The sequence below is a fragment of the Citrobacter sp. Marseille-Q3906 genome, assembly GCF_916618775.1.
GTDB lineage: Bacteria > Pseudomonadota > Gammaproteobacteria > Enterobacterales > Enterobacteriaceae > Citrobacter > Citrobacter murliniae.
The window spans coordinates 44,942-65,230 of the sequence record NZ_CAKAKA010000001.1 but is presented as its reverse complement, the minus strand read 5'-3'; the positions used below and the strand labels follow the sequence as shown (position 1 = coordinate 65,230).

Annotated in this window: 18 protein-coding genes; 6 read left to right on the top strand and 12 right to left on the bottom strand. The window is 52.4% G+C overall.

Annotated features, from left to right (window positions below; translation table 11 throughout):
* Nucleotides 1–88: 88 nt before the first annotated feature.
* Both rmuC and udp read right to left on the bottom strand, forming a co-directional pair.
* Nucleotides 89–1,519: a DNA recombination protein RmuC gene (rmuC, locus tag LG384_RS00320; protein ID WP_225760308.1), complete on the bottom strand. Its 1,431-nt coding sequence runs from the start codon at nucleotides 1,517–1,519 to the stop codon at nucleotides 89–91.
* 140 nt (nucleotides 1,520–1,659) lie between these two features.
* On the bottom strand, nucleotides 1,660–2,421 hold the full coding sequence (gene udp, locus LG384_RS00315) for a uridine phosphorylase (protein WP_006686084.1): 762 nt from the start codon (nucleotides 2,419–2,421) through the stop codon (nucleotides 1,660–1,662).
* 266 nt (nucleotides 2,422–2,687) lie between these two features.
* Here udp and LG384_RS00310 point away from each other — a divergent pair, with 266 nt between their 5' ends.
* Nucleotides 2,688–3,497: a dienelactone hydrolase family protein gene (locus LG384_RS00310; protein ID WP_045449142.1), complete on the top strand. Its 810-nt coding sequence runs from the start codon at nucleotides 2,688–2,690 to the stop codon at nucleotides 3,495–3,497.
* Nucleotides 3,498–3,581: 84 nt separating this feature from the next.
* On the opposite strand, the gene metE is transcribed toward LG384_RS00310, so the two are convergent.
* Nucleotides 3,582–5,843 (bottom strand): 5-methyltetrahydropteroyltriglutamate--homocysteine S-methyltransferase, encoded by a 2,262-nt coding sequence (metE, locus tag LG384_RS00305; protein WP_045449140.1) that lies wholly within the window; start codon nucleotides 5,841–5,843, stop codon nucleotides 3,582–3,584.
* A gap of 235 nt (nucleotides 5,844–6,078) precedes the next feature.
* On the opposite strand from metE, the gene metR reads away from it, so the two are divergent.
* Complete coding sequence (gene metR / locus LG384_RS00300; RefSeq protein WP_200042395.1) at nucleotides 6,079–7,032, top strand: HTH-type transcriptional regulator MetR; 954 nt, start codon at nucleotides 6,079–6,081, stop codon at nucleotides 7,030–7,032.
* On the opposite strand, the gene LG384_RS00295 is transcribed toward metR, so the two are convergent.
* The 3 genes from LG384_RS00295 to pldB form a co-directional block, all read right to left on the bottom strand.
* On the bottom strand, nucleotides 6,920–7,819 hold the full coding sequence (locus LG384_RS00295) for a carboxylate/amino acid/amine transporter (RefSeq protein WP_225760307.1): 900 nt from the start codon (nucleotides 7,817–7,819) through the stop codon (nucleotides 6,920–6,922). The two genes, metR and LG384_RS00295, sit on opposite strands and share 113 nt — an antisense overlap.
* Nucleotides 7,820–7,894: 75 nt before the next feature.
* Nucleotides 7,895–8,695, bottom strand: coding sequence for a sugar/pyridoxal phosphate phosphatase YigL (gene yigL, locus LG384_RS00290; protein WP_045449133.1), 801 nt, complete (start codon nucleotides 8,693–8,695; stop codon nucleotides 7,895–7,897).
* Between the two features lie 15 nt (nucleotides 8,696–8,710).
* Entirely contained in the window at nucleotides 8,711–9,727 is a 1,017-nt protein-coding gene (pldB, locus tag LG384_RS00285; protein ID WP_045449131.1) for a lysophospholipase L2, read from the bottom strand.
* Between the two features lie 110 nt (nucleotides 9,728–9,837).
* Here pldB and rhtB point away from each other — a divergent pair, with 110 nt between their 5' ends.
* Together rhtB and LG384_RS00275 are read left to right on the top strand one after the other, a co-directional pair.
* Complete coding sequence (gene rhtB, locus LG384_RS00280; RefSeq protein WP_045449129.1) at nucleotides 9,838–10,458, top strand: homoserine/homoserine lactone efflux protein; 621 nt, start codon at nucleotides 9,838–9,840, stop codon at nucleotides 10,456–10,458.
* A 163-nt stretch (nucleotides 10,459–10,621) separates the two neighbouring features.
* On the top strand, nucleotides 10,622–11,506 hold the full coding sequence (locus LG384_RS00275) for an Rpn family recombination-promoting nuclease/putative transposase (protein ID WP_045449128.1): 885 nt from the start codon (nucleotides 10,622–10,624) through the stop codon (nucleotides 11,504–11,506).
* A gap of 39 nt (nucleotides 11,507–11,545) precedes the next feature.
* Here the strand turns inward: LG384_RS00275 and rhtC are convergent, their stop codons facing one another.
* The 3 genes from rhtC to pldA form a co-directional block, all read right to left on the bottom strand.
* Nucleotides 11,546–12,166: a threonine export protein RhtC gene (rhtC, locus tag LG384_RS00270; protein WP_045449125.1), complete on the bottom strand. Its 621-nt coding sequence runs from the start codon at nucleotides 12,164–12,166 to the stop codon at nucleotides 11,546–11,548.
* Nucleotides 12,167–12,229: 63 nt separating this feature from the next.
* Nucleotides 12,230–14,059 (bottom strand): ATP-dependent DNA helicase RecQ, encoded by a 1,830-nt coding sequence (gene recQ, locus LG384_RS00265; protein ID WP_048223290.1) that lies wholly within the window; start codon nucleotides 14,057–14,059, stop codon nucleotides 12,230–12,232.
* A gap of 90 nt (nucleotides 14,060–14,149) precedes the next feature.
* The gene (pldA, locus tag LG384_RS00260) at nucleotides 14,150–15,019 is read right to left on the bottom strand and encodes a phospholipase A (protein ID WP_045449120.1); all 870 of its coding nucleotides are present in this window, start codon (nucleotides 15,017–15,019) and stop codon (nucleotides 14,150–14,152) included.
* Between the two features lie 163 nt (nucleotides 15,020–15,182).
* Between pldA and yigI the strand changes: the two genes are divergently transcribed.
* Entirely contained in the window at nucleotides 15,183–15,650 is a 468-nt protein-coding gene (gene yigI, locus LG384_RS00255) for an acyl-CoA thioesterase YigI (RefSeq protein WP_005133301.1), read from the top strand.
* A gap of 51 nt (nucleotides 15,651–15,701) precedes the next feature.
* Nucleotides 15,702–16,598 carry an EamA family transporter RarD gene (gene rarD / locus LG384_RS00250; RefSeq protein ID WP_045449117.1) on the top strand — a complete coding sequence of 299 codons (897 nt, stop codon included), beginning with the start codon at nucleotides 15,702–15,704 and terminating at the stop codon, nucleotides 16,596–16,598.
* An 83-nt stretch (nucleotides 16,599–16,681) separates the two neighbouring features.
* Here the strand turns inward: rarD and corA are convergent, their stop codons facing one another.
* The 3 genes from corA to uvrD all read right to left on the bottom strand — a co-directional run bounded on the left by corA (nucleotide 16,682) and on the right by uvrD (nucleotide 20,219).
* On the bottom strand, nucleotides 16,682–17,632 hold the full coding sequence (gene corA / locus LG384_RS00245; protein WP_045449116.1) for a magnesium/cobalt transporter CorA: 951 nt from the start codon (nucleotides 17,630–17,632) through the stop codon (nucleotides 16,682–16,684).
* Nucleotides 17,633–17,786: 154 nt separating this feature from the next.
* Nucleotides 17,787–17,843, bottom strand: a complete 57-nt coding sequence (gene ysgD, locus LG384_RS00240) for a YsgD/CorL family protein (RefSeq protein WP_212723238.1) — start codon at nucleotides 17,841–17,843, stop codon at nucleotides 17,787–17,789.
* A 213-nt stretch (nucleotides 17,844–18,056) separates the two neighbouring features.
* Nucleotides 18,057–20,219: a DNA helicase II gene (gene uvrD / locus LG384_RS00235; RefSeq protein ID WP_225760306.1), complete on the bottom strand. Its 2,163-nt coding sequence runs from the start codon at nucleotides 20,217–20,219 to the stop codon at nucleotides 18,057–18,059.
* Between the last annotated feature and the right edge of the window lie 70 nt (nucleotides 20,220–20,289).

Genomic DNA, 20,289 nt, shown 5'->3' with positions numbered 1-20,289 from the left:
GCCTACTCATCAATAAAATGTTCGAGAAGTGTAACAGATTGGGCTAATTTGCCCTACCCTTCTGCCGGGTTCAACTACCCCAAACGGGCTAGTTCGATTGCTGATTTGCCGCCGCATTATCGGGATAAGCCTCATCCAGCTGCGCCTCCGGGACCGAGCGTAAGCGGTATTCTTCATCCTGAGTTGTGGCTTGTTCAGCCAGTTCAGGATTAATCTCGCGCTTAATTTCTACACCTAATCCACGAAACGCTTCTGCCTGCGACAGGACGTTTCCACGCCCTGAGGAGAGTTTTTTCATCGCCTGTCGGTAGCTGTCCTGCGCTTTGTCCAGACTCTGGCCGATCGCCGACATATCATCGATAAACAACCGCATTTTGTCATAAAGCTTGCTGGCCCGATCTGCAATCTGCTGCGCGTTACGGCTCTGGTGTTCATAACGCCACAGATTCGCGATAGTGCGCAATGCCACCAACAACGTAGTAGGGCTAACCAGCATAATGTTATTTTTGAGTGCTTCGGTTATCAGTTCGGGCTGTTTGTCCAGCGCAAGCAAAAAAGCAGGTTCAACGGGAATAAACATCAGTACATAGTCAAGCGTGCGTAACCCTGGGAGCTGTTGGTAATCTTTGCGTCCCAACAGACGAATATGGTTACGCACAGAGGCAATATGCTCCTGCAACGCGCTCTCCCGGGTGTAGTCATCTTCTGCATTAAAATAGCGCTCGTAGGCGACCAGCGTCATTTTAGCGTCGATAACCACGTCTTTTCCCTGTGGCAGTCTGACAATAACATCCGGTTGCATCCGTGAACGCGCGTCATTTTCAATACTGACCTGGGTTTCATATTCATAGCCTTCACGCAGACCGGAAGCCTCCAGCACTCGCGTGAGCACCACTTCTCCCCAGTTCCCCTGGGTCTTGTTATCCCCTTTCAACGCCCGCGTCAGGTTAACGGCTTCCTGCGCCATCTGCGCGTTCAATTGCTGGAGATTACGAATTTCGTGCGCCAGAGTGTGCCTTTCCTGCGCCTCTTTACCAAAGCTATCCTGAACCTGACGGCGAAAACCGTCCAGCTGTTCACGCAATGGCGTAAGCAAACTATTCAGGCTTTGCCGGTTTTGCTCGTCAACGCGGCGGTTGCTGTGCTCAAAAATACGGTTCGCAAGGTTTTCGAACTGCTCGCTCAGACGCTGTTCACTGTTGATCATCTGGCGAATTTTATCTTCAGCGTGCTGCTGCGTCGCTTCCAGACGGGTGGTGACTTCCCGGAGATCGGCTTCCAGAGAGGTGTTGATGCTGTGTAAGCTGCGTAACTCGTTATTGAGTAGCTCACACTCTTCTCGCCAGTGGGCTTCCTGCGAAAGCTGTTGCCGGGCGGCGCTCAGCGCAATATCCAACTCACGCCGTTCTTCGATGAGATCTGCTCGGATCTGATCGGCACGCGCTTTGGTCGCCAGCCAACCCACAAGCAGCCCTGCAGCCAACGCCACCACAGCACTCATCATAATTGAAATATCCACAACGCCCCCTTACAGCAACGACTTACCTGCACAAAATAGAATTGTGCTGTATAAACGTCCAGTTTAAAAGGAATTTCCTGCGAGGCACTACGCAAAATAAAAAGGCCGAACACGTCGGCCTTTTTACAAAGAAGGGTGTATTACAGCAGGCGACGCGCTGCTTCTACCACGATTTTCACCGCGTGGCTTTCCGTTTGCTTCATGGTTTCTGCATTCGGGATCTCTTGCTGAGTACGGTTGACGATAACACCAGCAACCATACCTGCACGCAGACCCTGACTTGCGCACATAGTCAGCAGCGTAGCGGATTCCATTTCATAGTTCATAACGCCCATGGACTGCCACTCTTCCATAGAACCTTTGAAACGGCTCACCACACGACCAGAGAAGGTGTCGTAACGCTCCTGGCCTGGGTAGAAGGTATCAGAAGAGGCAGTAACGCCCACGTGAGTAGTTGCACCGATAGATTTCGCTGCTTCAACCAGCGCGGTGGTGCATTCGAAGTCCGCAACAGCCGGGAATTCCATTGGCGCAAAGTGCAGGCTTGCACCGTCCAGGCGAACGGATGCCGTGGTTACCAGCACATCACCAACATTGATATGCGGCTGAATAGCACCAGTAGTGCCGATACGCAGGAAGGTACGAATGCCCAGTTGAGCCAGTTCTTCTACAGCGATAGAAGTAGATGGGCCGCCGATACCGGTGGAGCAGACGATCACTGCTTTACCATCCAGTTCTGCACGCCAGGTAGTGAATTCGCGATGAGATGCCAGCTTGACCGGCTTATCCATCAGCGCGGCGATCTTTTCCACACGCTCCGGGTCGCCAGGGACGATAGCGAGCTGGGCCCCTTGTAAATCGTTCTTAGTGAGGCCGAGATGAAAAACATCAGACTTAGACATAAAAAACTCCTCTGTGAATCGGTTTTGTCAGAAGAAGCAAAAAGACACTTTACCGAAGGCATAAACATATTTTCGTGACAGTCATCACCATGATGTAAATCAATTGCATTAATTTACCGTGAAAAAGTGACACACATCACATTAACCACTCATCATCGGGAAGCCTTGCACAAAAGATAGACCGTTTAAGGCAATGTGATTCGTTGCATGTGTCTATAGTTAACAATGCGCTTTTTTGCTGATTATTTAAGGGTACGGAGAATACCATGACAACAATACGACAATCTGGCTTTGCACCTGCTGCATCCCCACCCGCATCAACAACAGTTCACACACCGGATAACGCGATTATCGCAGGTGTAACGTCAATACCTTCTCAAGGCGATGATATGCCGGCGTATCACGCGCGGCCAAAACAGGCTGATGGCCCGCTGCCCGTAGTCATCGTCGTGCAGGAAATATTTGGCATTCATGAACATATCCGTGATGTTTGCCGCCGACTTGCGCTGGAAGGGTATCTGGCTATCGCCCCGGAACTCTATTTTCGCGAGGGCGATCCAAATGATTTTGCAGATATCCCTACGCTACTGAGTGGCCTGGTAGCTAAAGTGCCTGACTCCCAGGTGCTGGCCGATCTGGACCACGTTGCCAGTTGGGCCTCCCGCAACGGCGGTGATGCACATCAACTGATGATCACCGGTTTTTGCTGGGGCGGTCGTATCGCCTGGCTGTATGCCGCTCACAATCCACAGCTCAAAGCGGCTGTGGCGTGGTACGGAAAACTGATTGGCGACAAAACCCTGAACTCACCTAAACACCCTGTCGATATCGCTACCGACCTGAATGCACCGGTATTGGGGCTTTACGGCGGTCAGGACTACAGCATTCCACAAGAGACTATCGAAACGATGCGTCAGGCATTACGCGCCGCGAATGCCAAAGCGGAAATCGTGGTCTATCCCGATGCCGGACACGCGTTTAACGCCGATTACCGTCCGAGCTATCACGAAGAGTCTGCAAAAGACGGCTGGCAAAGAATGCTGGAGTGGTTCGCACTTTATGGCGGGAAGAAATAACGTATTTTGCCGGGTAGTGGCTACGCCTTACCCGGCTTACAAAACATCTCATCAGAACAGAGGCTTGCGCCTCCGTTTTTAATCTTACGCCTGACGCAGGTTCTGCGCGGCTTTGACCATGTTTGCCAGTGCGGCACGGGTTTCCGGCCAGCCGCGGGTTTTCAGACCGCAGTCCGGGTTCACCCATAGACGCTCTGCGGGGATACGTTGCTCAGCTTTCTTCAGCAGGGCTTCAATCCACTCGACACTTGGAACGTTCGGTGAGTGGATGTCGTACACGCCCGGTCCGATTTCATTCGGATAGTCAAATTCTTCGAATGACTCCAGCAGCTCCATGTCAGAACGTGAGGTTTCAATAGTGATCACGTCTGCGTCCAGCGCCGCAATCGAATCCATGATGTCGTTAAACTCGCAATAACACATATGAGTGTGGATTTGGGTTTCGTCCTTCGCCACCGCAGCATTAATGCGGAAAGCTTCCACGCCCCACTCCAGGTATGCTGCCCAGTCGCTGCGACGCAGTGGCAGACCTTCGCGCAATGCCGGTTCGTCAATCTGGATGATGCCAATGCCAGCGGCTTCCAGATCCGCGACTTCATCACGCAGCGCCAGCGCAATCTGTTTAGCGATAGTTTCACGAGTCACATCTTCACGTGGGAATGACCAGCAGAGAATAGTCACAGGGCCAGTCAGCATGCCTTTAACCGGTTTATCAGTCAGTGACTGTGCGTACTTCGCCCACTCAACGGTAATCGCTTCCGGACGGCTGACATCACCAATTACCACTGGCGGCTTCACGCAGCGAGAGCCGTAACTCTGTACCCAACCGTTCTGGGTGAAGACAAAGCCATCCAGATGCTCACCGAAATACTCCACCATGTCGTTACGCTCGGCTTCACCGTGTACCAGCACGTCGAGGCCTAAACGCTCCTGTTCTACAATGGCCTGTTTAATGTGCTCCGCAATGCCGGTGCGGTAGTTGTTGGCGTCAAGATTGCCTTTCTTGAAGTCCAGACGCAGACCGCGAATTTCCGTGGTTTGCGGGAAGGAACCAATGGTCGTGGTCGGCCATGCCGGCAGGTTAAAGCGCGCACGCTGTGCTTCGGCACGTACCGGATAAGCATTGGTACGCTGGCTGTCCTGTGCTGTGATCGCAGCCAGACGTTTTTCAACGGCTGCATTATGTACACGGGTTGAATGGCGACGAGCCTGAATCGGCGCGCTCCACTCCTCCAGCGCGGCAGTATCACCGCTGTTCAGCGCATCACGCAGCAGCGCCAGCTCACCGCATTTTTGCAGAGCGAAAGAAAACCAGCTCTTCACTTCAGCATCAAGGCGAGTCTCGACACTCAGATCAATTGGGCTGTGCAGCAGGGAACACGAAGAGGCTACCCACAGCGCACGTTTGCCGACAATGTCTTTAATCTGCGCATATTTCTCGGTTAAATCGGCACGCCAGACGTTGCGGCCATTCACCAGACCTGCAGAGAACAACCAGTCATCCGGCAAACGTTTGTGCAGTTCTGCCACGTCATCTTTACCATGGACCAGGTCAACATGCAGACCCTGTACCGGCAGTGCGGTGATGGTGTCGAGATTCGGGGTTACTCCTTCGAAATAGGTGGTCAACAGCAGCTTCACTTGTCCTGTGAGCGCGTCATACGCTGATTTGTAAGCATCCAGCCACTCCTGCGGCAGTTCCAGCACCAGTGCCGGTTCATCAATCTGCACCCACTCAATGCCACGTTGCGCCAGCCCAGTCAGCACCTGCTGGTAAACTGGCAGAATGTCTTTCAGCAGGCTCAGACGGTCAAACTGCTCGCCCTTCACTTTGCCCAGCCACAGGTAAGTCACAGGACCCAGCAGCACCGGTTTCACTTTGTGACCCAGCGCCTGCGCTTCGTCAACTTCGTCCAGCAGTTGGGTCCAGGTCAGTTTGAACTCCTGACCTTTAGTGAACTCCGGCACCATGTAGTGATAGTTGGTATTAAACCATTTGGTCATTTCTGCCGCCGCCGCCGGTTGACCGGTCGGTGCACGGCCACGGCCAATGCGGAATAAGGTGTCGATGTCGACAGAGCCGTCTTTGTTCTGATGGCGGGCCGGGACGTTACCCAACAGCAAACTGGTGGTCAGGACGTGATCGTACCAGGCAAAGTCCCCCACCGGCAGCAGGTCAATACCCGCTTGCTTTTGTTGATCCCAGTGGCGGGCACGCAGCTCACGGCCTACTACCAGCAACTCTTCACGAGAGGAATTTCCCGCCCAGTAGCTTTCTTGTGCTTTTTTCAGCTCGCGGCGCAGGCCAACACGAGGGAAACCGAGGGTGTGATTAAGTATTGTCATTTTTCTTCCTCTAATTATATGTAAATCCTATAGATTTTGAATTTAGGGAAGGAGGCAAGTTTATTCATCCCTGAGAGCTTACTGAAGTAAGTGACCGGGGTGGAAAAACGCAGCCAACACACCATAAATTTAAAAGACGAAGGATTTTAGCCGTCCAGATGTTTACACATCCATAATGTAAAGGTACTGTGTATTCCTCAAGCGCAATTTGTTCATGCCGAGGTGAAGGACTTTCATGATCGAGATTAAACATCTGAAAACGCTGCAAGCGTTGCGGAATAGTGGTTCGCTGGCAGCCGCAGCAGCGACGCTGCATCAGACCCAATCCGCCCTGTCTCACCAGTTCAGCGATCTGGAGCAGCGTCTTGGCTTTCGACTATTTGTCCGCAAAAGTCAGCCTTTGCGCTTTACGCCGCAGGGCGAAATTTTGCTGCAACTGGCAAACCAGGTGCTGCCACAAATTGGTCGTGCGCTGCAGGCATGTAATGAGCCGCAGCAAACCCGGCTGCGTATCGCCATTGAGTGTCATAGCTGTATTCAGTGGTTGACCCCCGCGCTGGAGAATTTCCGCGCAAATTGGCCGCAAGTAGAGATGGATTTTAAATCCGGCGTGACGTTCGATCCGCAGCCGGCATTACAGCAGGATGAGCTGGATCTGGTAATGACGTCCGACATTCTGCCGCGTAGTGGCCTGCACTACTCACCGATGTTCGATTTTGAAGTGCGTCTGATCCTGGCACCCGATCACCCGCTGGCCAGCAAAACGCAGATCACGCCGGAAGATTTAGCCAGTGAGACTCTTCTCATTTATCCGGTACAGCGCAGTCGACTGGATGTCTGGCGTCATTTCCTGCAGCCTGCTGGCATTAGCCCGTCGTTGAAGAGCGTGGATAACACCCTGCTGTTGATTCAGATGGTTGCCGCCAGAATGGGTATCGCCGCCTTGCCGCACTGGGTAGTGGAGAGTTTTGAACGCCAGGGTCTGGTGGTGACCAAAACCCTGGGCGATGGATTGTGGAGTCGACTGTACGCCGCTGTACGCGACGGTGAGCAGCGCCAGCCAGTCACTGAAGCGTTTATTCGTTCAGCGCGGAATCACGCCTGCGATCACTTACCGTTTGTGCGGAGTGCGGAGCGACCCAATGCCGATGTACCCACAGTGAGGCCACTATCACAGCCGCACCAGTGATAAAGCTCGGCCAGTGAGGCTGTTGATGCCAGATTGCCAGGTTAACCAACAGTCCCGCAGGCACATGCATATTATTCATAATGCCCAGCGTACCCGCGTCCACCTGCGTCGCGCCATAGTTCCACATAAAGTAACCAATGCCAGATGCCGCCACCCCAAGAAACACCAGGATCCCCCACTGCAACGTGGTTTCAGGCATTTTTTGGGCATTCCCCAACATGAACCAGGCAACAATCGCCACCAGCAACGCCCCCATATAAAACCAGGCAAAGGCGTTGTGTTGTGGCATTGGACGAGTTTCCATCAGACGCTTGTAACCCACCATACCGATGGCAAAGCTAATGTTGGAAAGCTGCACCAGAAGCAGGCCGGTCCAGAAATGACTGGTCACCTGATCGTAACGAATAATCCCTGCACCAATCACCGCCAGTAACGCGCTGAACGCGTAACTCCAGCGTAAGCGGCGTCGGCTCATCAGGTCATAAATTAGCGTAATGTAGAGCGGCGTCAGGACAGTAAACAACAGTAACTCTGAAACCGTCAGATAGAGATAGGCACGGAAACTCAGCATATACATGATGCCAAGCTGCATGGCTCCCACCAACATGTACAGACCGATTGTTTTTCCGCCGTGCCCACGGGTACGCAGAAACGGCAGGAATACCAGCGCCGCAAGCCCAACACGAACCAGTACCGCAAAATAGCTATCGACATGACCAGCAAGGTACTCGCCAAACAGGCTAAAAGAAAAGGCCCACAGAATCGTGGTAATGATGAGTAACGCCACAATGGATGTCTCTGAACAAAAGGTACACCCATTGTAGCGAAGAGTTTAGTTGACAACTGGTCAACTAAAGAACAATTACTTTAAAAAGAGATCGCGCAGATAGTGCGGCACGGCATCGTCGGCATTGAGACCAATCACATCCAGTTCCGGATGCAGATCTTTCAGGCGCTGATGCGCATTCCCCATAATGCAGCCTTTTCCTGCCATGGAGAGCATCTCTGCATCATTCATTCCGTCGCCGAAGGCAATGCAGTCCTGAAGGCTGTAACCCATCGCTTTCGCTACCGCTTCCAGTGCATGGCCTTTCGAGACGCCGCCAGCCATCACTTCCAGGCAAGTGAGAGTGGAGAAACTGACGTTCACGCGATCGCCCCAGCGGGCATTAATCGCCTGCTCCAGCGGTAGCAGCCTTTCGTGTGAGTCGGTGGTGAAAAACACTTTGCTGATGCCTTCCGGCTCCAGTAGCGCAGGTTCAAACAGCGAGTAGTTAAATACCGCTTCTTTGAAAAAACGCATTTCATCCGGGCGATGGCGGTTCATAAACCACTCATCATCGCGATAAACGTTAGTCACGATGTCCGGATTTGCATTCACCACACCAAACAGGTCACTGGCAATGTCACGATCCAGGTTATGCGAGAACACCAGCTTTCCATCAGGATCATGCACACGCGCGCCGTTGGAGGTGATCATGTAGGATTTAATCCCCAGGTTATCGCGAATTTGCCCCACATCAACATGATGCCGACCGGTTGCGAACACAAAGTTGACACCACGAGCAGTCAGCAATTTCAGTGTCTCTTTGGCATAAGGGGACAGGGTATGGTCGGGGGAAAGCAATGTACCATCTAAATCAGACGCAACAACCTGATACATAAGAAAATTAAACCTCTAAGCAAAGCGATTTCCGCTGGATGAGTTATGCCTGTTGAAAAATTCAACAATGGCGTTGAGCGCGACTGAGCGCATTGCGTCCTTTTCAAAAAGGATCTCATGGTACGCACCTTTTATGACAAGCGGCTGACCTCCTTCTACAGGATGGTCCGCTGCGGCGCGGAGTTCACAAAAACGATCGTGCATGCGGTTATCCACCACACGTTCTTCTTCAGCCTGAATTAGCAGCATTGGGGTAGCGTCATCTCCAGCTCCGGCCAGGACCTGCTCACCAGCCAGAATGCCTTCACGCACCCAGTGATAAGTGGGACCGCCGACACGCAGTTGCGGATCATCAGCATAGAAGCGCAAATTACGCCGATAGCGCTGTCGGCTATGGGTTAGCGAATTCATCCCAAACGGCAGTGCCCGCCAGCGACCGGTTCCCATAGCATAGCCTTCGCGAATGCGCGGGTGCCCCTCGGCCCAGTCAAGAATATGGCGCACCATCCAGTCAGGAAAACGCATCACAATACCAAACATTGGGGCGCAGAGCGCGATGGCATCACACTGATTAGGATGGCGCTGCAGGAACAGCGTTGCAATCGCACCGCCCATGGAATGCGCTAGTATGTAACGTTTTCTCCACGGACCTGGCTGTACTTCCTGCTGCCAGAAGGCGGCTAAATCGTCAACATAGTCATTAAAGTTATCCACATGACCACGATGCGGGTCCGATAACATCCGCCCGGAACGCCCTTGCCCGCGGTGATCGATAATGAGTATGTCAAAACCAGAATAAAACAGGTCATACGCCAGTTCAGCGTACTTCACGTAGCTTTCAATGCGCCCAGGACAGATAACGATCACACGATCGTTTTTTTCTGCACGAAAGCGGACGAAACGAACAGGGACATCATCTACGCCTGTAAACTCCGCTTCCTCCCGCTGATGCCAGAAATCTGTCAGTGGCCCCATGGAAAAAGCGGCAAACGCGTTTTCTCTTGTTTCCCAGTCTTTTTGCTGCTGAAACATCAGGTATCCAGCCTCGCTGACCAAGTAAAATCGTTTTTTTCGCCGTGTCTGACACAACGCAGCGACAGTAGCGTATTGTGGCATAAAAATAGACAATCCGGGAGTTTCTCATGACCTTTGAATGGTGGTTCGCCTACCTGCTGACCTCTATTATTTTGAGCTTGTCTCCGGGCTCAGGTGCAATCAATACCATGACTACCGCCATCAGCCACGGCTATCGGGGAGCAAGTGCATCGATTGCTGGTTTGCAAACCGGGCTGGGTATCCATATCGTGCTGGTTGGCGTTGGACTGGGAACGTTATTCTCACGTTCGGTTATCGCATTTGAGGTGTTGAAATGGGCGGGAGCGGCTTATCTGATTTGGCTGGGAATTCAACAATGGCGCGCTGCGGGCGCTATCGACCTGAACACCATGGCGAATTCACAATCACGCAGTCGCCTGTTCAAACGGGCCGTTTTTGTCAATCTGACTAACCCGAAGAGTATTGTGTTTCTCGCCGCACTGTTCCCCCAGTTCATTATGCCGCAGGAGCCTCAGTTAATGCAGTATGTCGTGCTTGGCATCACGACCATTGTGGTCGATGTGATAGTGATGATCGGTTACGCGACACTGGCCACGCGCATTGCAGGCTGGATTAAAGGGCCAAAGCAAATGAAGGCGCTAAACAAAGTGTTTGGGTCACTGTTTATGCTGATAGGCGCCCTGTTGGCATCAGCTCGGCATGCGTAGCAAATGGAACAGTGCTCGCACTGAAATACTGACAGTCAGAACATCTGTACATGGCTTTTCGGGCCTCGCCGCAAAGGGATAAAAGTCTTTTATTCTGCGCTATCAGGGGGTTAATTGCTCATGCCAGAATTCAGCCACATTCACCTTTCACGGATGATGGACGATGGCGGAAGCAACGACACCACACGATGCTGTATTTAAGACCTTCCTCTCCCGCGTGGAAACCGCGCGGGACTTCATCGAACTTCATCTTCCTCCCTCATTACTCAAAATTTGCAAACTGGAAACGCTGCAACTTGAATCAGGTAGCTTTGTGGAGGACGATCTGCGTCCCTATTTCAGTGACATCCTCTATTCACTGGAAACCACCAGCGGCCATGGCTACGTACATGTGCTTATTGAGCATCAAAGCTCACCGGATAAATATATGTCGTTTCGACTGATGCGCTATGCAATCGCAGCCATGCAACGTCATCTGGAGGCAGGAAACGATACTCTACCGCTGGTTATTCCTGTTCTCTTTTACCATGGGAAGCAAACGCCCTGGCAAGGTTCAATGAACTGGCTGGATCACTTTGAGGATCCGGGTACCGCCCGTCAGCTTTACAGCACGCCATTTCCACTGGTGGATGTGACGATAATCCCCGATGATGAAATCATGCAGCATCGCAGTATGGCAGCACTGACATTAGTGCAAAAACATATTCGCCAGCGTGACATGGCGCAGTTGCTGGATAAACTTACCCGCCTGTTTATGCTGGAGAAGATGAGCGGACAACAAATAATCGTGCTGATAAACTACATGGTGCAAGCAGGGAATACACAAGATGTTCAGACATTACTGTATAAGCTGGCACAGCGCGTGCCGCAGCATGGAGACAAACTGATGACAATGGCGGATCAGCTAAAGCAAATTGGTCGCGAAGAGGGCAAACGTATTGCCATACTGGACATTGCAAAAGCAATGCTTAAGCGAGGTCTGGATATTGATGCAATTATGGAAATGACCGGCCTTTCGAAGGATGAATTACAGAAACTTGCGCAATAAACAGCTCTCCGCCTGGGTCTACCCAGGCGGGTAACCGAATTAACGCGAAATAATCAAATGGATACCAAAACCAGCGAACAACGCGCCAGCAAATCCATCAATCCACTTCGCCAGACGCTGATAGCCACGACGCATTTTCGGTAGCGCAAACAGGCTGGCGACCACGGTAAACCAGGCCAGCGTTTCTACGATTATCAGGGCAAAAATGCCCCAGCGCGCGCCGGTACCTACGCTATCACCTACAAACAGCGAGAATACAGAGCCAAAATAGATAATGGCTTTAGGATTCGCCAGGTTGGTCAGCAGGCCTTTGATAAAGCTGCGTCCACTCTGTGCCAGCTCAACCTGCGGTGCGGGAGCAGCGACATCCTGTTTTTTAAACGCGCCACGCAGCATCTGGTAGCCCATCCAGCACAGATACAGACCGCCACCCACCATAATAATAGTGTGCAGCCAGGCCATTTTTTCGATGATCAGATGCAGACCGAGCAGCGCCACACCTGCCCAGACCATGACACCACAGGTGATGCCCAGCACGCCCATCATCGCTTCTTTACGCGAACGGCTGACGGCCGTTTGAGAAACAAAGAAAAAATCGGGGCCAGGGCTCATCAGCGCAACGATGTGTACCAACGCAACGGTAAAAAATAGCGTTAACATAAAATTGACTCGCGGGGGAATAGTTCAGTGAGTCACCATCCTGGCACTTTTTTGCCTGGCTGACTACTCTTCGTCGTCACCATCAACGTGCGCACGAATAAGCGCCATAAACTCTTTGCCGAATCGCTCAAGTTTACGCATCCCTACGCCATTGACGCTCAGCATTTCGCTCGGTGAAACTGGCATCTGTTCCGCCATTTCAATCAGCGTGGCATCGTTGAAGACCACATACGGTGGAATATTCTCTTCATCTGCAATGGCTTTGCGCAGCTTACGCAATTTGGCAAACAGCTTGCGATCGTAGTTGCCGCCAAAGGATTTCTGCATCGCACGCGGTTTTAGCGCCACAATACGCGGCACGGCAAGCTGTAGCGGGACATCGCCGCGCAGTACCGGACGCGCCGCTTCGGTTAACTGTAACGCGGAGTGATGGGCAATATTCTGCGTGACCAGGCCAAGATGGATCAACTGGCGGATCACGCTCACCCAGTGCTCGTGGCTCTGCTCACGTCCAATACCGTAGACTGGCAGTTTGTCATGAGCCAGCTCACGAATACGCTGGTTATTTGCTCCGCGCAGCACTTCGACGACATAGCCCATCCCAAAACGTTGGTTAACGCGATATATCGTCGACAGCGCTTTACGCGCATCCATTAAACCATCGTACTGTTTCGGCGGATCGAGACAAATATCGCAGTTGCCGCACGGCTCCTGACGCCCTTCACCAAAATAATTCAGCAGGACCAGACGACGGCAGGTTTGCGCCTCGGCAAACGCCCCCATCGCATTCAGCTTATGTCGCTCAATATCAAGCAATTGCCCGGCGGGTTTCTCTTCAAGGCAGCGGCGTAACCACGCCATATCGGCTGGATCATAAAACAGCATCGCTTCTGCAGGCAGGCCGTCACGCCCGGCGCGCCCCGTTTCCTGGTAATACGACTCGATGTTACGTGGGATATCAAAGTGCACCACAAAGCGTACGTTAGGTTTATTAATTCCCATACCAAACGCCACGGTTGCCACGACGATTTGCAGGTCATCGCGCTGGAATTTCTCCTGCACCTCAGCACGAATGCTGTTTTCCAGCCCGGCATGATAGGCCCCTGCGCTGATCCCACGACTTTGCAGACGTGCGGCGGTATCTTCTACTTTCGCACGGCTATTACAGTAAATAATACCGGACTTGCCGCGCTGTTCTTGCACGTAACGCATCAGTTGATCGAGAGGCTTAAACTTCTCCATCAGCATGTAGCGAATGTTCGGTCGGTCAAAGCTGCTGATCTGAATTAACGGATCGTTCAGCCCCAGCAGACGAACAATATCCAGTCGGGTTGTTTCATCAGCGGTTGCCGTCAGTGCGACAAACGGCAGAGCAGGAAAACGTTGACGCAGCTGGCCCAGTGCGGCGTATTCCGGACGAAAATCATGCCCCCACTGAGAAATACAGTGCGCTTCATCAACAGCCAACAGCACCGGATTCCAGTGCGCCAGATGTTCAAGAAAGTTATCCAGCATCAGACGTTCGGGCGCAATGTACAGCAAGCGGATTTGCCCGCTGCGGCAACCGGCCATCACCTCAAGCTGCTGCTCGCGACTCTGGGTGGAGTTCAGACACGCAGCCGCTACGCCATTTGCCAGCAGTTGATCGACCTGATCTTTCATCAGGGAAATCAGCGGTGAAACGACAACGGTTAGCCCGTTCAGCAATAATGCGGGAATTTGATAGCAGAGGGATTTACCGCCACCGGTCGGCATGACGACCAGGCAGTCGCGGCCAGAGAGCACGGTGTCGATGATTTCTTCCTGACCAGGGCGAAACTGTTGGTAGCCAAAGGTTTCCTGTAAAACCTGTTTAGCGCCCATTTCCAGATTCAACACTTCCGCCTGCGCCACATTAACCCCATTAGCTATAAATAAAAACAGGCGCTATTTTCAGCGCCTGAGAGAGAAACTGCAATGTTTAAAACACAATCATTGCGCAGATCAGAAAATGTCATTGAGCATCACGCCCACACCCACGCGCGTCTGATTAAAGTTGTAGTCGATCAACGATTCGCCATAGCCACTGTAGACCTGGGTATAAAGACGAACATGCTTCGTGATGGGGTAACTTAAACCCAGCTCCGCGCCGCCATAGCCCGTATTCCAGTTGTACTGACCTTTGGCGCTTAACACGGCATCCCCCAGGTGATAACCAATTTTGAGCTGATAGTAACCCATGTATTTGGTGATATCGGGGTTGTCATCTGTGCTACCGATGACGTACCACGGTTTCACTTCCACCAGCCAGTTACCCTGTTCTGCCATCAGGCGGGTATACAGGCGGTTCCAGCTACGCGAGGTCGGATCGGAACGACCGTTAGAGTCATGGTTGTAACCCATTTCGACATCACGCAGCGTCCATCCAGCAAAGCGATAGTCGGTGGCAAAACCGAGGAAAAGTTGCGGCTCGTAGTTGGTTTCGCGAAACGGTGAGGACTCTTCACTATTGGAAAGCTGCCACCATGATTTCTGGGTATAGGAGCCACCGAGCACAGAGTTCGGGCCTAAAATCCCGCGCCAGAGCGGAAACGCCAGGCTCAGCTGGAACTTAACCTCATCTTTACGCGCATTATCAGACCAGCTATAGCTACTGATAGCCTCTTTATTCATGTCGCTGGTATTGGTGTAGATGAGATAGTTGGTGTCATAAGGGTAAAGCGTGAAGGGGTTATCATGCTCCTGCAGCATATTGGCGATAACACTGCCGCGCACCGCTGGTGCATCATGAATCTCTTTCACTGTCGCTTCCTGCGCATACGCGGTCAACGGCAGCATGACTGCTGGTAATAACCAACCCAGAATCGCCCGCATTTTTAGTGTTCTCCAGACCAAATATTGATGAATTGTATAATTATCTGGCAAGTATTCTACATACTTAGCTGGCTTCTCGTTAGTTATCCCGTCTTAAAGTAGAAAACAACAAATAATAAGCATAATATCAACATTTCATTAACCAATGGGGTATCAGGATCGTATGTCTGCCGTACTTACTGCTGAGCAAGCGCTGAAATTAGTGGGTGAAATGTTTGTCTACCATATGCCGTTTAACCGGGCTCTGGGGCTGGAACTGGAACGCTATGAAAAAGAGTTTGCGCAATTAGCGTTTAATAACCAACCCATGATGGTCGGCAACTGGGCGCAAAGTATCCTGCATGGAGGCGTAATCGCCTCAGCATTGGACGTTGCCGCCGGACTGGTATGCGTTGGCAGTACGCTGACCCGCCACGAAACCATCAGCGAGGACGAACTGCGCCAACGGATGTCTCGTATGGGGACTATCGATCTACGTGTTGATTACCTGCGCCCGGGCAGGGGCAATCGCTTCACGGCGACCAGTAGTCTGCTGAGAGCGGGCAACAAAGTTGCTGTTGCTCGTGTGGAACTGCATAACGAGGAACAACTTTATATCGCCAGCGCAACCGCCACTTATATGGTGGGGTAAGCGCGTAAAAACAGGTAAACTGCTGTTACATTTCTGAACCGAGTTTTCCCGATGGATGCTAAACAAACGCGGCAGGGCGTGTTACTCGCTCTTGCTGCCTATTTTATTTGGGGCATCGCACCCGCGTACTTCAAGCTGATTTACTATGTCCCCGCCGACGAAATCCTGACGCACCGCGTCATCTGGTCGTTTTTCTTTATGGTGGTGTTGATGAGCGTCAGCCGCCAATGGTCGGGCATCAAAACGCTGCTGCAAACGCCAAAGAAGATTTTCCTGCTGGCGCTATCAGCGGTGCTCATCGGCGGAAACTGGCTGCTTTTTATCTGGGCGGTCAATAACCACCATATGCTGGAAGCGAGCCTGGGCTATTTTATTAACCCGCTGGTAAATATTGTGCTGGGGATGATTTTCCTCGGCGAGCGCTTTCGCCGCATGCAGTGGCTGGCCGTACTGTTAGCCGCCTGCGGTGTACTGGTACAACTGTGGACATTCGGTTCACTGCCCATCATTGCGCTGGGGCTGGCTTTCAGCTTTGCTTTTTATGGTCTGGTACGTAAGAAGATTGCCGTCGAGGCGCAAACTGGCATGCTGATTGAAACCCTGTGGTTATTACCCGTTGCGGCAATTTATCTGTTTGGTATTGCAGATAGTCCAACCAGCCACATGGCTCAGAACCCTATGTCGCTGAATCTGCTGCTGATTGCTGCGGGGATCGTAACCACTATTCCCCTGCTCTGTTTTACCGGCGCAGCCACGCGTCTGCGTCTGTCCACGCTGGGCTTTTTCCAGTACATCGGCCCAACGCTGATGTTCCTGCTGGCAGTGACATTCTACGGCGAGGTTCCGGGTGCGGATAAAATGGTAACGTTCGCCTTTATCTGGGTAGCATTGGCGATTTTTGTTGCGGATGCGATTTACACCCAGCACAGGACGCGCAAAGGGCTTTAATATCGTTTACCTGATGGCGCGGGCTTATCTGGTCTACAGATTACGTAGGCCGGGAAAAGCTAAGTCGCCATCAGGCATAAAAATTACAACCAGTTCTTGCGCTTAAAGTACAGATATGGCGCCAGCCCTGCGAGCATCATAAAGACAATCGCCCCTGGGTAACCAAAACTCCAGTGCAGCTCAGGCATAAACTCAAAGTTCATCCCGTAGCTTGAAGCCACCAGTGTTGGCGGTAGGAATACCACAGATACCACCGAGAAGATCTTGATGATACGGTTCTGCTCGATATTGATAAAGCCCATCGCCGCCTGCATCAGGAAGTTAACTTTCTGAAACAGTGATTCGTTGTGCGGCAGCAGGGATTCGATATCTCGCAGGATCTCACGCGCCTGCTCCAACTGACCGCCTGGCAGACGCGCCTTGCGCACAAGGAAGTTCAATGCGCGCTGGGTATCCATCAGACACAGGCGAACTTTCCAGCCGATATCTTCCAGTTCCGCCAGCGTAGAGAGCGCCTCGTCATATTCATCGCCCTGACGCCCTTCCATAATCACGCGACTGAGCTTTTCCAGATCGCTGTAGATGTTTTCTATTTCATCTGCCAGTTGTTCGATTTTGGTTTCGAACAGGTCGAGCAACAGCTCGTAAGCGTTGCCATCTACCATCGCCTGGCTTCGCGCACGCATACGGTACAAACGGAATGCCGGCAGTTCGCGCTCACGCAGGGTAAACAGGCGCCCTTCGCGAATGGTAAATGCGACAGTTGAGTTGCCCGCGTGATCGTCGGCATCTTCATAGAAGAAGAAGGAGTGAATATGCAGACCGTCTTCGTCTTCGAAAAAACGTGCGGATGCTTCGATGTCTTCCAGTTCAGGGCGCGTAGCCAGATTCTGGCCCAAGTCCTTTTGCACACGGTTTCGTTCTTCGTCATCCGGCTCGACTAAATCGACCCAAACCGAACTGGCCAGGTGCTCGATCTCGTCTGCCTCAAGGCGAGTTAAACGATTGTTTTCCAGTTGAAATGCGCTCAGCATGACCGGGACTCCCAATGCAAAAAATTATCGGACAGTTCGGTGGGCACACAGAAACAAATTGGGTTTCAGACCATTAAACAGCCTGACTCAGCGCGACGGGAAAAAACAGAAGGTCGCTGACAACCGCGAAGGCTATCAGCAAAAAGGGATAGCCTTAGGAGTTGATCCTGGATGACAGGATAATGAGCCAGTATCTACTGGGTGTGTCCAAGGCGAATGTCCTCTTAGCGTAATCGTGCGCGCATGTTACGCCAGCAAAATTTTGACGTCAACACGCAACAGATGGCGAAAAAGTAATAATTTCCCCTCATGCACCAAGGTTAGCAGAATAAGGGTATTTATCTATGATTTCAGAAGATTAAGCGACAGATTGCCGGATAGCGGCTGCATCCTATCCGGCCTACAAATCAGAGCGTTAGCACCTTCACACCGTTTCCAGCCTTGCGTAGGCGGCTACCAGCCATTTTATCCCCTGGCCCTGGAATGCAACCTGCAAACGGCTATGTTCGCCACTCCCTTCCAGATTGACAATAGTACCTTCGCCGAACTTCGCATGCCGAACACGCTGTCCCAGCTTGTAGCCGGTGTCATTTTCCACCATCGGAGTGCCCATCCGTTGATGGCTCACAGGGCGGCTGACCGTTGCACGTAAACGAACTTCTTCCACGCACGCTTCGGGTAATTCACCAATAAAGCGCGATGGTCGGTGGTAAACCTCTTTACCGTACAGACGGCGCGTTTCCGCATAGGTCAGCGTCAGTTTCTGCATAGCGCGGGTGACGCCAACGTAGGCCAGACGACGTTCCTCTTCAAGTCGTCCACCTTCGTCGAGTGACATCTGGCTGGGGAACATACCCTCTTCCATACCGACGATAAACACCTGCGGGAACTCGAGGCCTTTTGCCGAGTGCAAAGTCATCAGTTGTACCGCGTCCTGCCAGGTATCCGCCTGCCCTTCACCAGCTTCCAGCGCCGCATGGGAGAGGAATGCCTGCAATGGCATTAAATCTTCATCTTCTTCGTTGTAGCTGAACTGGCGCGTTGCCGTCACCAGTTCGTCTAAGTTTTCGATACGCGTCTGGCCCTTCTCGCCTTTTTCCTGCTCGTACATCATGCGCAGACCGGAGTCTTTTACCACCCTGTCGGTCTGCACGTGCAGCGGCATATCGGCCGTTTCCTGGGCCAGCGCGTCAATCAGCTCCATAAAGCGCTGCAATGCGCTGGCGGCTCTACCGGCCAGGGCTTTCTCCTGCAACAGTTCACGACACGCTTGCCACAGCGTCAGTTGGCGGTCACGCGACGTCTGGCGCACCACATCTAAGGTACGATCACCAATACCACGCGTGGGCGTATTCACCACACGTTCAAAGGCCGCATCGTCGTTACGGTTAGCGATCAGGCGCAGGTAAGAGAGTGCATCTTTGATTTCCTGGCGCTCGAAGAAGCGCATACCACCGTAAATACGGTACGGCATACTGGCCTGTAATAAAGCCTCTTCAAGCACACGCGACTGGGCGTTACTACGGTACAGAATGGCGCACTGTTCCAGCGCACCGCCGTTGTCCTGCCAGGTCTTGATACGGTTAACCACAAAGCGCGCTTCATCGAGTTCGTTGAACGCACAGTAAAGCGAAATCGGTTCACCATCGACACCGTCAGTCCACAGTTTCTTGCCCAGACGCCCGTTGTTATTCTCAATCAGGGCGTTGGCAGCGCTGAGGATATTATTGGTCGAACGGTAGTTCTGCTCCAGGCGAATAGTCTCTGCACCAGGGAAGTCGGTGAGGAAGCGCTGGATATTTTCCACCTGTGCTCCGCGCCAGCCGTAAATCGACTGGTCGTCATCACCGACGATCATCACCTTACCGGTATCACCTGCCAGCAAGCGGATCCACGCGTACTGGATATTGTTGGTATCCTGGAATTCATCCACCAGGATGTTGGTAAAGCGTTCACGATAGTGCTGCAGGATGTGTGGTTTGTTGAGCCACAGTTCGTGGGCGCGCAGCAGCAGCTCAGCGAAATCCACCAACCCCGCACGGTCACACGCTTCCTGGTAAGCCTGATAGACTTTCTGCCAGGTTTGTTCAACCGGATTGCCGTAGCTCTGTAAATGGTGCGGACGCAGGCCTTCATCTTTCTGGCTGTTGATAAACCACATTGCCTGACGCGGTGGCCACTGCTTCTCATCAAGGTTCATCGCTTTAATAAGACGCTTAAGCAGACGCAGCTGGTCTTCGCTGTCGAGGATCTGAAAATCCTGCGGCAGATTAGCGTCCATATGGTGTGCGCGCAGCAAACGATGCGCCAGACCATGGAAAGTCCCCACCCACATACCGCCCTGACTGGTCCCCATAATCTGACCAATACGATGGCGCATTTCCGCCGCGGCCTTATTGGTAAAGGTCACAGCCATAATGGAGTACGGTGAGTTATTCTCTACGGTCAACAGCCAGGCGATGCGGTGCACCAGCACGCGGGTCTTACCACTCCCCGCCCCCGCCAATACCAGCATATTGCTGCGTGGCGCGGCCACCGCTTCGCGCTGTTTATCATTGAGGCTGTCGAGCAGGTAAGAAACGTCCATTGGCACCGCCGCGTAAAAGTATGTAGGGCGGATAAGCGCAACGCCATCCGCCAAAAAGCTGGGTATATAT